Below are 13,096 nucleotides of genomic sequence, written 5' to 3' on the forward strand. Positions count from 1 at the left end.
AAACATTTCAAAATAACTACTTGGCTTAACGCAGTCATTGCACCGATTTTATACTTTCTTAACTTAGAACAAAAGCGCAAGCGCCCGATTAGAAACGTAGCCTGGAGCGAGTCAACGGAGATAAAGGAATTCACGGTGAGCTTGTGATCCGAACTTATTGTAGGGCGATTCGTGAAGTCGCCTCGTTTCTGAGCACTGGAGCTGGATGCGGCTTAACACGCTCATATTTATCCACATGGAATAATTTCATAACTTCCTAGACAATAAAAAAACAGATGTGGCAAGAAACCATCACCTGTTTAACAATTCGTATTTTTTCCATAGCATGATTAAGATAGCTCAGCAGCAATTTGATTATTTGTGGCATCTACTTGTACAAAAGAATCTATGGCGTGGCCATTCTCATCCACTCGTTCAATATCAGCTCCAAGGGATGCAAGCTTACCAGAAAAATCTACATATCCGCGATCCAAATGCTTTAGCTCTGTTACTCTAGTAACACCTTCAGCACATAAACCAGCTAAAATTAATGCAGCTGCGGCACGTAAATCTGTTGCTGCGACTTCTGCACCTTGAAGGTTACTTGGACCCTCAATAATGACACTATGACCTTCGATTTTCATTTTTGCATTCATGCGTCGGAATTCCTCTACATGCATAAACCGATTCTCAAATACCGTTTCCGTAATAACACTTGTACCTTGAGCAGCTAGCATCAGTGCCATCATTTGTGATTGCATATCTGTAGGAAATCCTGGATGTGGTAGAGTCTTTATATCAGTTGCCTTAAGCTTCTTAGGACCAATAACACGAAGACCATTGTCTTCTTCAGTAATAGAAACGTTCATCTCTTCCAGTTTAGAAATAACAGAACGAAGATGTTCCTTTTCTGCATTTTCAATCAATACATTTCCATTTGTAATTGCAGCTGCAACCATAAATGTACCTGCTTCAACTCGATCCGGGATAATGGTATGTTCAACCCCATGTAGTGAATCTACACCTTCAATTCGAATCGTCTCTGTACCAGCACCAACAACTTTAGCACCCATTTTATTTAAATAATTTGCCAAGTCAACAATCTCTGGTTCTTTTGCACAGTTTTCGATTATTGTCTTACCCTCTGCAAGCGCAGCAGCCATCATGATATTTTCTGTTGCACCAACGCTAGGCATATCTAAATAAATTTTCGCACCTTTAAGACGCCCATCTACGTTCAATTCTACAAAGCCATTACCAACATGAGTTTCTGCACCCATAGCCTCGAACCCTTTTAAATGCAAATCTATTGGTCTTGACCCAATTGCGCATCCACCAGGCATAGCTACTTTTGCATGGCCATAGCGTGCCAGTAATGGTCCGATTACTAATACAGAGGCACGCATTTTACGAACATATTCAAATGGGGCTTCCGTAGTTAATTTATTTGAAGCATCAACAGTAACTGTATTATTTTCAAATGTAACATCTGCATTCATATTGCTCAATACTTGATTAATTGTATATACATCAGCGAGTTCAGGGACATCTGTAATAACACTCTTTCCTTCACTTGCAATAAGACTGGCTGCAATGACAGGAAGTACAGCATTTTTAGCACCTTCAACCCTAACGGTGCCCTCCAATTGGTGTCCGCCTCTTACGATGATTTTTTCCATATTTCAAATCTCCTTCAGATCCAATTTCATTATATTAATATTCATTTATTAGGATAGGTGTTCCTATCGTATATGTAGGATAGTCCGATCCTGTATCTTTGATTGCGATTTGTAAGTTCATAGATGTATTATCTACAGAAATTTTTTGATTCCATAGAGGTGTATACCCATAAATTATTTTTTTATGCGTTGAATTCTTCACATTATCAAATTGTGTCTTTACTTGTTGTACTTGAAAATAATTTGTCATGTTTTCTAAAAAATAATCACCACTTATTATATCATTCCCCTTAGTCGTCAGACAAGCAAATTTTTTTACAGCTTCAGTAAAATATGCATTTAAACTAGTAGTTAATACGTTTCTATAGTTTTTTTCAATTTCTTTACTCCAGCTCTTTCCTTTAATAACAATAATGAGTTCTGCATTATACTGCTTTTGCTTAGGAATCACCACATTATATAATACGTTAATCCCCTCTGGTAATAGAGCGTCACTAAAGGAATATTTTAACTTATTTTTGTCCTCGGAAAAATTAGGTTTAAAGTTGGTTTGTAACTCATGTACAAGATGTTCACTATCCTCTCTAGTGATAGCTTCCTTTAAAGTTACTTGCCAATCTTCCACCTTGGCACTGTTATTCATCATATAATTAGCTAAATCAACAAGCTCTTTTTGATTAAATGATTGCTTCGCTGCAACATTATTTGTAATCATTAGTAGCATAATAGATAATATAAATATCTTTTTCATAATAAAATCCCCCGTGTCCAACTATAGTTACCCATAGTATGAACCGAGAGATCTCAATACATACGATACAAATTATGACATTTTACTAGATTTATAAAATATTAATTAAAATAAGTGATTTAAATCTCTAGACCATTGGAGAATTTCTAAAAAGAACCTACTTACTCCAGAGCCAATAACGATCGTTATAAATAAGATAAAGATTTGAGCTTCCTTTGCTCGTCCTTTCTTAATAATAGGTTCAAAGTTGATTGCCGTTATTAACCGCCATGTGAGATATATAAATAGTAGATGCGATAGAATACTAATTATTGCTTGTTGTCCAATCGAAAACATAAGTACCACCTTTATTTTATTACTCTTTCTAACTTTGCCATGTATGCTAAAAAAAGTCAATCATGTAGAGAAATAGAAGGAGAGCGATTATCAAACGCTTACTTTTATTCCTCATATAACTGACAGTAAGACGCCGCTTCAAACAATAAAGTGAAACCAATATGGATAAGTGGGGGATAAACATCGCTCGCTGATTGAAGTTACATTTTATCCATTTCCCGGGAAATATCGACAAACTATTCATACTTTACACAGTAAAAAACCCATTGATTGGGGTTTCACTTTTTCTTGTATTTAATGTATACATTGTTAATTAATGTAATTTTTAGTGGGAATTCAGATTTTATGGTATATCATGAAGTAAAAAACCTTTTATAACTTTTGTTATAAAAGGTTTTTAAGGTAATAAGCAACTATTAAGAATGATTATTAACATTGCCCAATGAATATTACTGACCTATGATCACATGAGTAACGCTATGCTATGGTGGACAAACACCATTGCTTACTTTGCGACTTTTAGTCGATTTATCGCTCTTTGGAGTGCTAATTCTGCCCTCAGGAAGTCAACATTGTCTTGTTTCGACTGCAGGCGTTGTTCTGCACGAGCTTTTGCAGCTTCTGCACGTTGAATATCTATATCTGTAGGTTTTTCAGCAGATTGTGCTAGAATCGTCACCTTGTCTGGTCTAACCTCCATAAAACCTCCATTAACCGCTAATCGTTCGATATTATTTTCACGCTTTAAACGGACAGCACTAATGGATAATGGTGCTACAAGTGGGATGTGCCCTGGTAAAATCCCCAGTTCTCCACTCTCTGCTTTACAGCTGACCATTTCAAAACTATCTTCCAGTATTGGACCGTCAGGAGTAACAACACTCACAGTTAGTGTTTTCAATGTAACCCCTCCTCTGTTGACATGAAGCAATCAATGTATTGGATTGACCAAGTATATACATACTTTTCCATAGCTTCAGCCAACTTCTATTATTCCATTTCTTTTGCTTTTTCCACTACTTCTTCAATACGTCCAACTAAACGGAAAGCATCTTCCGGAAGGTCATCATGTTTACCGTCTAGAATTTCTCTAAATCCTTTCACTGTTTCTGCTACAGGTACATATGAACCCTTTTGTCCTGTGAACTGCTCAGCAACGTGGAAGTTTTGAGATAGGAAGAATTGAATACGGCGAGCACGAGCAACAACTAATTTATCCTCATCACTCAATTCATCCATACCAAGAATAGCGATGATATCCTGTAGCTCACGATAACGCTGTAGTGTTTGTTGTACTTCTACTGCTACTTGATAATGATCGTTTCCAACGACCTCAGGGTCTAATGCACGTGATGTAGATGCTAAAGGATCCACCGCAGGATAAATACCTTGCTCAGATAATCCACGATCAAGGTTTGTTGTTGCATCTAAATGAGCAAATGTTGTCGCTGGTGCAGGGTCTGTATAGTCATCGGCAGGCACATAAATTGCCTGAATAGAAGTAACAGATCCTTTATTTGTTGATGTAATTCGTTCTTGTAATTGTCCCATTTCTGTAGCAAGTGTTGGTTGGTATCCAACCGCTGATGGCATACGTCCAAGAAGTGCAGATACCTCTGAACCAGCCTGTGTGAAACGGAAAATGTTATCGATGAACAATAATACGTCTTGTCCCTGTTCATCACGGAAGTACTCAGCCATTGTTAGACCGGATAATGCTACGCGCATACGAGCACCTGGTGGTTCGTTCATTTGACCAAATACCATCGCTGTTTTAGCAATAACACCTGAGTCCTTCATTTCATAATAAAGATCATTACCTTCACGTGTACGTTCACCAACACCTGCGAACACGGAAATACCACCATGCTCTTGGGCGATATTATTAATTAATTCTTGGATTAAGACGGTCTTACCAACCCCAGCACCGCCAAACAAACCAATCTTACCACCTTTAACATAAGGTGCTAATAAATCAACGACCTTGATACCCGTCTCTAATATTTCCGTCTCCGTAGTCAGGTCTTCAAATTCTGGTGCTTGACGGTGAATTGGATCACGACGTACTTCTGTAGATAATGGCTCATCTAAATCAATATTCTCACCAAGTACATTAAATACTCTTCCAAGTGTCACATCACCAACAGGAACAGAAATTGGCTTTCCTTTGTCTTCAACTTCTATTCCACGCTTCAAACCATCTGTTGATGACATAGCAATTGTCCGAACGCTATTATCACCTAAGTGCAGCGCTACTTCTAATGCTAGCTCTGTCGTTGAGCCTGTTTTTTGATCAGTAACCACTTGGACTGATAAAGCGTTGTAAATATCAGGAAGCTGTCCGTCTTCGAATTTAACGTCAACGACAGGTCCCATAACTTGTGTAACAAGTCCTTTGCTCATCGATTTCCCTCCTAACTAACTTTCCAGAAAACGCAAGGAATGCTACTCGAGAGCAGCTACTCCTCCGCTGATTTCCGTAATCTCCTGCGTAATTGCAGCTTGACGCACGCGGTTATAGGTTAATGTCAAGTCATCAATAAGCTCGCCAGCATTATCCGTTGCACTCTTCATCGCCGTCATACTTGCCGCGTGTTCACTCGCTTTACCATCTAATAATGCACCATAGATTAAACTTTCTGCGTATTGAGGTAAAAGTATATCGAGAATTTGCTGCGCATTTGGTTCATATTCGTATTCACTACTAGAGCTAGCCTGTTCTCCCAGATTAGTAATCGGCAACAGTTGTGTCGTCGTAACTTTTTGTGAGATTGCACTAACATAGTGGTTATAGAACATATATAATTCATCAATTTCCTCATCGGCATACAATTGTACCGTTTCAGAAGCAAGTGCTTTAATGTCTGCAAAATCAGGTTGATCTGCGATCCCTACGACACTTTTAGCAACAGGAAGATCCATTTTTTTACAAAATTCATAACCCATACGTCCAATTGCAATAATCGTATATTCATCTTTTGACTTATGGCGATCCTGAATCGTTTTATAAAGGCTTTTTAAAACATTACTATTGTATGCCCCTACAAGACCTTTATCTGCTGTAATAACAAGGTAACCGCTCTTCTTAACTTCACGCATCTCCAGCATTGGATGCGTTGCATCTGTCGAGGAGTTAGCAATATTTGCCATGACCTCCTGGATTTTTTGGCTATAAGGTTCAAATGCCTTGGTATTTTGTTCTGCTTTTGCCATCTTAGAAGCAGATACCATTTGCATAGCAGAAGTGATCTTTCTTGTCTTCTTCGTAGAATCAATTCTACCTTTAATATCTCTAAGTGATGCCAAGCTATTTCACCGCCCTTTCATGTAAAAGGTTACGCGTATTGTATCTCATCCTAAGTTCTAACCTTCAGAAGGCAAGAATGTTTTCTTGAATGTTTCGATTGCATCGTTCATATCAGACTCTTCTGGAAGTTTTCCAGTTTCACGAATAGAGTCTAATAGTTCTTTACGGTTGCTATCCATCCAAATGTTCATCTCTTCTTCAAAACGAAGAATGTCTTCAACTGGAATATCATCAAGGAATCCTCTTGTTAATGCATAAAGACTCATCACCTGTTTTTCAACAACCATTGGCTTATGAAGCCCTTGTTTAAGAATCTCAACTGTACGCTGACCACGATTCAATTTTGCTTGAGTTGATTTATCAAGATCAGATCCAAATTGAGAGAATGCCTCTAACTCACGATAAGATGCTAAATCTAAGCGAAGTGTACCAGCAACTTTTTTCATTGCTTTAATTTGTGCTGATCCACCAACACGAGATACAGATAAACCAGCATTGATTGCTGGACGAACCCCAGAGAAGAATAAATCAGATTGTAAGAATATCTGTCCGTCTGTAATCGAAATTACGTTTGTTGGAATATAGGCAGCGATGTCACCAGCTTGTGTTTCAACAAATGGGAGTGCAGTTAATGAGCCGCCTCCCATTGCATCACTTAACTTAGCAGCCCGTTCAAGAAGACGCGAGTGGATGTAGAATACATCCCCTGGGAATGCTTCACGTCCTGGTGGGCGACGCAATAGTAATGAAAGCTCACGATATGCTACAGCTTGTTTTGATAGATCATCGTATACAACAAGTACGTGCTTTCCGTTATACATAAACTCTTCACCCATTGCTACACCAGCATAAGGAGCAAGATACAATAATGGTGCTGGGTCAGATGCACTAGCTGATACAACAATTGTATAGTCTAATGCACCGTGACGACGGAACGTCTCTACCGTACTTCTTACAGTTGATTCTTTTTGACCGATTGCTACATAGATACAAATCATGTCTTGGTCAGATTGGTTCAAAATAGTATCAACAGCAACTGTTGTTTTACCAGTTTGGCGGTCACCAATAATTAATTCACGTTGCCCACGTCCGATGGGTACAAGAGCGTCGATCGCTTTAATACCTGTTTGTAATGGTTCATCAACCGATTTACGATCCATTACACCTGGTGCCTGGGCTTCGATTGGGCGTGTGTTAGACGTTTCAATAGATCCTTTGCCATCTAATGGCTGACCTAACGGGTTAACAACACGTCCGATTAATTCCTCTCCAACAGGTACTTGCATAATACGTCCCGTACGACGAACTTCGTCGCCTTCTTTAATACCAGTGTAAGGGCCAAGAATTACAATACCAACATTGCTTTCCTCAAGGTTTTGTGCTAATCCCATTACACCATTAGAGAATTCTAGTAACTCACCAGCCATTGTATTATCAAGACCGTGAGCACGTGCGATACCGTCACCAATTTCGATAACAGTGCCGACATCACTTACTTCAATATCTGAATCGAAAGTTTCGATTTGTTGCTTAATCAGATTACTGATTTCTTCTGCTTTGATGCTCATACCATTTCACCCCTATCTTCATTTGTTTGCAGTTACAATATTTCGTTCGATTCTTTTTAGCTTGCCGCTAACGGAGCCATCATAAATCGTATTTCCTAAACGAATTTTCATTCCACCTATAAGTGTTGGATCTACAACGTTTGTAAGCATGATTTTCTTCTTATTAAATCGTTTAGCAAAGCTATCTTCTAATTCACGGCGTTCTTCATCCGCTAATTTACGAACCGAATAAACAGTCGCATCTGCAATCCCTTTCGCATCATTTACTAACTGGATAAAATGATCAATAATGGATGAAGTGAGTTCAATGCGATGTCTTTCTACTAATAGTTTCATCGTATTGATAACATCTATTTGAAGACCGTTAAACACTTCGTCAAGGAACTGTTTCTTTTTCTCATTAGTAATACGTGGATGCTTTAGGAATATATAAAGATCTTCATTATCTTCAACTACTTTTTTAACCACACGAAGCTCATCTAAAAGCTGTTCTAATGTAGCTTTTTCATTTCCTAGTTGAAAAAGAGCCTCTGCATATCGCTTTGCAACTACTGCATTACTCATAGCTCTTCTCCTACCTCTTTAATGTAATCGTTAATAAGTTTCTCCTGATCCTGAGAACTTATTTCTTTTTCAATTACTTTACTTGCGATAAGTACAGATAAGGAAGCAACTTTATCCTGCAATGCTTGCAGTGCCTTTTCCTTCTCATTCTGAATATCAACCTGAGCTGATTCTTTCATGCGATCAGCTTCTGCTTTTGCAGCAGCGATAATTTCTTCTTGCTGTCTAGTTCCAGCATTCCGTGCTTCTTCAATCATTGCTTGCGCTTCTTGCTTCGTCTGCTTTAGTTGTTCCATTGCTTCTTTAGAAGCCTGTTCTGCTTCGGCACGACTTTTTTCAGCTGCTTCAATTTCACCTGCAACATAGTCCTCGCGCTTTTGCATCATGTTCATAACTGGACCCCAAGCAAATTTACGAACTAAAAGAAGCAATACAATAAAGAAAAACAATTGCATTAACATATCACCGTAATGGAAACCACCAAGTGCTGCATAAATCATCGAATAATCCGTGAATGCTTGCACAGAATTCACTCCTTTCACTTCTTATCGTGAACCATCTATCTTCTACTTCCTACTCATTACAAACAACGGCGAAGCACTTTATAAAGATGGTCTTCGCCATTAAAGATACATTCTATTTCTACATAACCATTAATGCGATAACTACGGCAATAATCGGCATTGCCTCAACTAAACCTACACCAATAAACATAGTTGTTTGTAATTGACCTTTTAATTCTGGTTGACGGGCAATCCCTTCAACTGTACGACTAACGATTAAACCGTTACCTACACCAGCACCTAATGCACCTAATCCTACTGCTATTGCAGCTGCTAAAGCTCCCATAATATAAATCCTCCTCAAAATGTTGTATAAGTTTTTAATAATTTCCTATCTCAAATATAAAGACAGGCTAATTAACGATATTAGTGATCTTCACTTACTTTATGTGACATATAAACCATTGCCAACATCGTGAAGATAAAGGCTTGAATTCCTCCAATAAACACACTGAATCCTTGCCATGCCAAGAATGGAATAGCTCCACCTAAAAATCCTAATACGGAAGAAGTAGTTAAACCTACTAATAGAGAAAGTAATACTTCCCCTGCATACAAGTTACCAAATAGACGTAAGCCTAATGTAAGAGTGTTTGAGAACTCTTCGACGATTTTAATTGGAAATAGCGGCCATAGAGGTTGTACATAACTCTTTAAGTATGCTTTTCCACCGCGAAGTTTAATACCATAAAAATGTGTTAAAACAATTACCATTGCTGATAACGTTAGTGTTATTCCTGGATCAGCAGTTGGTGACTTCCACCATACATCATGACCAACAACACCGTTTGTAATTACCCCTAGCATGTTTCCTACTAAAATATAAGTGAACAGTGTTAATGCTAGTGGGAGGAATAGTTTCCCAGTCTTCCAATCCATGGTGTCATTGATGATTCCTTTTACAAAATCTAGGATCCATTCCATTACATTTTGTGCGCCTGATGGCTTCATTTGTAGCTTCCTAGCACCTAGAACACACAATACAAATACAATAAGTGATGTAATGAACATCATTAATACATTAGATAAATTAAAATCAAGCCATGAAATACCAAATAAGTCATGGTAAATCGGTGCAGTATGATCCACGTTATTCACCCCTCTTTCTTGCTCGAATGTTTAATGTTATAAAGAGCAAAATCTATCATAATGACGAGATAGGATGTCATTAATCCAATTAATACAGCAATGATGTGAAAGTTCTCCTCCATTCGAAGTGCAATAATAATTGCTAAAGCAGCCGCAGCGAATCTTGATACAGTGCCGATACCTCGAGTTGGTGTTTTATTGGCTGCCGCATCAGTAAAATCGACAATTTTCTTTTGGAGTAAATATAAGTTATAAAAACTTACAATGCTCCCTAAAAGCAGCCCGAGGAAAATACGAGGATATGGTGTGAATCCAGCCCCAAGTACAAAAATAGCGAGAAGGTAGAACATCCACTTGCGTTGTCGTGCAGTCATTTTTTCAAATTGCGACATAATTCCCTCTTCCCTCGTCATTTATCAACAGAAGTTGAATAGCATGTACTTATTCTTTCAAACATTCGGAAACTAACCTAAACTGTGGTTTATTCCTTATGCGTATTCCTCGTTGTTCTTTGTTTTCACATTCATTGGATTCGAAGTTTCTGTGTGGAAAATCTTATGTTCTTTCAGCTGGGTTACATCGTATATTATGTAACGGCTATTAAATAAGGAGAAATGTACTTAAGTGCTGTGAAACCCCTACCATTCCACACTAAGCAAGTTTACAGGAGCAACCCCTTAATGTCAATTAGTTTCAGGCATATTTTGCATTAAATTTACTAGCCAAAATTTACAACATGATTCAAGGGATTTGACGTTTTTTTTGAAACTGTTTGTAAACCCACTAAGGTATAACAAAAGCCAGGAAAATCCTATTATCAGTATAGTGGATTTTCCTTTGCTAATTCGTGACATTTCTGTGAACAAATGATTACTTTATACTTATTAAGGTATTGTTATCATCGTTTGATGGCTCTCATATGATCCATCTGCTAATTGGACTGTAACAATTGCTAAATAATGGCCTGACTCACCAGCTTCCGATTTCTTTAATTGTCCTTCATTTACTCCTGTATTCATATCTTCCTTGGTCATTAGTCTACGCTCATAAACGAGTGTATCCGGATTGTAAAGATCAATATCAACGCGCTGTGCCGGTTCTGTTACATATAATCGATACGTAAATACATCATCGGAAAAAGGTTTTAATGAAAATTCAAAGCCCATTGCTTTAGGGTTGTCCGCAGATTTATTTACAAACAAATAAGGCATTTCATATGTGTTACCTTGCTCATTAAGGGTTATCCAACCTTGATGTACACCTTTTTTTAATTGTGAAGATGTTACCCTTAACTCAATTGTTATTTGCTTTTTTTCATGCGGTTTTAGTGTAAAAGATTTTGGTAGTTTCCAGCTCAATCCTGCTTGTTTATATGGAATCTTAAAATGATAGGTTTTCGTTTTATTACTGGTGTTTTCAATTATCGTTTTTCGCTTTCTATTTTCACTATAGTCATCAATTTGACCAAACGTTAATTGTGGGTCATATAAAATAGTCTCCGCCTCTATAGCTTGTTTTGGTTGAATTAGACCCATACCCTGAACAATAGGATCAATAGACTCTTCCTCATCATTTTTCAATCTTGCTGCTGTAGTTTTTATGGCTCCATAGATTTTTGCATTTGACCAAGTTGGATTTGCTTCTTTTACTAAGGCAATCGCGCCTGCCACATGCGGTGCAGCCATGCTTGTTCCTTGCAATGCTTGATAACCACCTGGGACAGTGCTTACTATTGAAGCACCTGGAGCTAAAATATCAGGTTTTATGTTCCAATTAACGGTTACAGGACCTCTAGAACTAAAGTCTGCAATGGATTCTTCTATTTTTTTATAGTTGGTTTCTAAAGAAAGCTTCTCTTTTTCATCTAATTTTTTCTTTAGCCATTCCCCGTCGCTTTGAGAAATCGATGCCACTGGTATGTTAATTGGCTGCTTATCTGTATGAATCATCCCCTGAAAATGACCTTCTTCATTATTGTGAATAACTACCGCTTTAGCTCCTGCTACTTGAGCCGCTTGTGCCTTTTGTGAAAAAGGCACGTCATCACGCGTGAACAACGCAATTTTACCTTTAACATTTGCTGTTGTATCAGCATTTACTATCTCATAAAACGTATCAAGATTCCATGGTACAGACCCTGACATAGTGGATAGACTAATCTGTTTATCATCCCATCTTTCATAGAGGAATGGCATCTCTCGTTCTGGACTAGAAGCTCCAACTGACAATGCTTTATTTGCTGTAGCTGGTGATCCAACAGTCCAATTAGCTGGACCGTTATTACCATTTGCTATCACTACAGCTATACCGAGTTCTGCAGCTTTGTTTACTGCCACACTTGTTGGGTAATCAGGTCCATTCACACTATTTCCTAATGATAGATTCATGATATCCACACCATCTTCCACTGCCTGCTCCATTGCCGCAATAACTTGTACCGACGTACCACTGCCACCTGGACCAAGGGCACGGTACGCATAGATATCAGCCTCAGGTGCTACACCTTTCAATTGCCCATTCGCAGCAATAATTCCAGATACGTGAGATCCATGTAAGGTAGGGATGCCCTGCTTAGACTTCGTTTCCATTGGATCATCATCCAAATCTACCAGATCATATCCCCTTTGATAGTTCTTTTGTAAATCAGGATGTTCATAGTCAATTCCTGTATCAATCACACCTACTTTTACACCTTCTCCAGTATAGCCTGTATCATTTAATTCATATGGAAAAACGGCATTTTCACTATCAACGCCTAAATTTTTGAATCTTGTTGTTTCATATGTTTTTACTGCATGTACATTTTTCACAAAATCCAGTGATTGCATTCTTTGTAATTCTTGTGGGGTTCCTTGCAGTGCGAGCCCATTAAATAATTTTGTATAAACAGCTACGACGTCAATAAAGGGATAATGATCCTGTAGATAATTTCGATGTTCACTAGGACTTCCTTCAACTTCTACGATAATGGACTGCTTGTCTAAGCTATCCTCAGCAGCCAAGGATGAAGATAGTGGGATCATTATCATTAAGAGGGTAATAACAAAAAGCAATGGACGCATTATAATTAAACTCCTTTCTGCCATTAGCTTTTGAAAACAAGACAAAAACTATGCACTTGTCATATTTAATGCTATATTGTACAAACGTTTGAATAATTGTTAGGCACATATCATCAATTACTTTTTTAGAGGAAAAAGGGTGTGGGAAAGGATGTTGGGAGTCAAAGAAAACAGCCGAACGATCATCCCGAAACGCTA

The 13,096-nt window shown here is 38.1% G+C and carries 13 protein-coding genes; all 13 read right to left on the reverse strand.

The window, feature by feature from the left end; genetic code table 11:
• Window positions 1-329: 329 nt before the first annotated feature.
• On the reverse strand, window positions 330-1,658 hold the full coding sequence (murA, locus tag JUJ52_RS15095) for a UDP-N-acetylglucosamine 1-carboxyvinyltransferase (RefSeq protein ID WP_026681770.1): 1,329 nt from the start codon (window positions 1,656-1,658) through the stop codon (window positions 330-332).
• Window positions 1,659-1,692: 34 nt separating this feature from the next.
• Entirely contained in the window at window positions 1,693-2,409 is a 717-nt protein-coding gene (locus tag JUJ52_RS15100; protein ID WP_205389107.1) for a YwmB family TATA-box binding protein, read from the reverse strand.
• Between the two features lie 105 nt (window positions 2,410-2,514).
• Window positions 2,515-2,745, reverse strand: a complete 231-nt coding sequence (locus JUJ52_RS15105; RefSeq protein ID WP_026681772.1) for a DUF1146 family protein — start codon at window positions 2,743-2,745, stop codon at window positions 2,515-2,517.
• A 505-nt stretch (window positions 2,746-3,250) separates the two neighbouring features.
• On the reverse strand, window positions 3,251-3,646 hold the full coding sequence (locus tag JUJ52_RS15110) for a F0F1 ATP synthase subunit epsilon (RefSeq protein WP_026681773.1): 396 nt from the start codon (window positions 3,644-3,646) through the stop codon (window positions 3,251-3,253).
• Between the two features lie 89 nt (window positions 3,647-3,735).
• Window positions 3,736-5,148 (reverse strand): F0F1 ATP synthase subunit beta, encoded by a 1,413-nt coding sequence (atpD, locus tag JUJ52_RS15115; protein ID WP_026681774.1) that lies wholly within the window; start codon window positions 5,146-5,148, stop codon window positions 3,736-3,738.
• A gap of 42 nt (window positions 5,149-5,190) precedes the next feature.
• Window positions 5,191-6,051, reverse strand: coding sequence for an ATP synthase F1 subunit gamma (gene atpG / locus JUJ52_RS15120; protein ID WP_026681775.1), 861 nt, complete (start codon window positions 6,049-6,051; stop codon window positions 5,191-5,193).
• Between the two features lie 57 nt (window positions 6,052-6,108).
• Window positions 6,109-7,620: a F0F1 ATP synthase subunit alpha gene (gene atpA / locus JUJ52_RS15125; protein ID WP_026681776.1), complete on the reverse strand. Its 1,512-nt coding sequence runs from the start codon at window positions 7,618-7,620 to the stop codon at window positions 6,109-6,111.
• Between the two features lie 18 nt (window positions 7,621-7,638).
• A complete protein-coding gene (locus JUJ52_RS15130) occupies window positions 7,639-8,184 on the reverse strand; it encodes a F0F1 ATP synthase subunit delta (protein ID WP_026681777.1) in 546 nt (181 codons plus the stop codon).
• Complete coding sequence (gene atpF / locus JUJ52_RS15135) at window positions 8,181-8,708, reverse strand: F0F1 ATP synthase subunit B (RefSeq protein WP_026681778.1); 528 nt, start codon at window positions 8,706-8,708, stop codon at window positions 8,181-8,183. The genes JUJ52_RS15130 and atpF overlap by 4 nt, the downstream gene beginning before the upstream one ends.
• Window positions 8,709-8,826: 118 nt before the next feature.
• Window positions 8,827-9,033 (reverse strand): F0F1 ATP synthase subunit C, encoded by a 207-nt coding sequence (atpE, locus tag JUJ52_RS15140; protein WP_019378207.1) that lies wholly within the window; start codon window positions 9,031-9,033, stop codon window positions 8,827-8,829.
• 80 nt (window positions 9,034-9,113) lie between these two features.
• A complete protein-coding gene (gene atpB / locus JUJ52_RS15145; RefSeq protein ID WP_026681779.1) occupies window positions 9,114-9,836 on the reverse strand; it encodes a F0F1 ATP synthase subunit A in 723 nt (240 codons plus the stop codon).
• A 5-nt stretch (window positions 9,837-9,841) separates the two neighbouring features.
• Complete coding sequence (locus tag JUJ52_RS15150; RefSeq protein WP_026681780.1) at window positions 9,842-10,228, reverse strand: ATP synthase subunit I; 387 nt, start codon at window positions 10,226-10,228, stop codon at window positions 9,842-9,844.
• Window positions 10,229-10,720: 492 nt separating this feature from the next.
• Window positions 10,721-12,898, reverse strand: coding sequence for a S8 family serine peptidase (locus JUJ52_RS23430; RefSeq protein ID WP_205389108.1), 2,178 nt, complete (start codon window positions 12,896-12,898; stop codon window positions 10,721-10,723).
• Window positions 12,899-13,096 lie beyond the last annotated feature (198 nt).

Origin of the sequence: Virgibacillus sp. AGTR (assembly GCF_016919725.2) — a bacterium.
In the GTDB taxonomy this organism is placed as follows: Bacteria; Bacillota; Bacilli; order Bacillales; family Amphibacillaceae; genus Virgibacillus; species Virgibacillus salarius.

Coding starts and splice junctions, on each gene's coding strand:
- atpD (WP_026681774.1), bottom strand. CDS start 5,148: ATGAGCAAAGGACTTGTTACACAAGTTATGGGACCTGTCGTTGACGTT.
- JUJ52_RS15150 (WP_026681780.1), bottom strand. CDS start 10,228: ATGTCGCAATTTGAAAAAATGACTGCACGACAACGCAAGTGGATGTTC.
- JUJ52_RS15105 (WP_026681772.1), bottom strand. CDS start 2,745: ATGTTTTCGATTGGACAACAAGCAATAATTAGTATTCTATCGCATCTA.
- JUJ52_RS15100 (WP_205389107.1), bottom strand. CDS start 2,409: ATGAAAAAGATATTTATATTATCTATTATGCTACTAATGATTACAAAT.
- murA (WP_026681770.1), bottom strand. CDS start 1,658: ATGGAAAAAATCATCGTAAGAGGCGGACACCAATTGGAGGGCACCGTT.
- JUJ52_RS23430 (WP_205389108.1), bottom strand. CDS start 12,898: ATGCGTCCATTGCTTTTTGTTATTACCCTCTTAATGATAATGATCCCA.
- JUJ52_RS15130 (WP_026681777.1), bottom strand. CDS start 8,184: ATGAGTAATGCAGTAGTTGCAAAGCGATATGCAGAGGCTCTTTTTCAA.
- atpE (WP_019378207.1), bottom strand. CDS start 9,033: ATGGGAGCTTTAGCAGCTGCAATAGCAGTAGGATTAGGTGCATTAGGT.
- atpA (WP_026681776.1), bottom strand. CDS start 7,620: ATGAGCATCAAAGCAGAAGAAATCAGTAATCTGATTAAGCAACAAATC.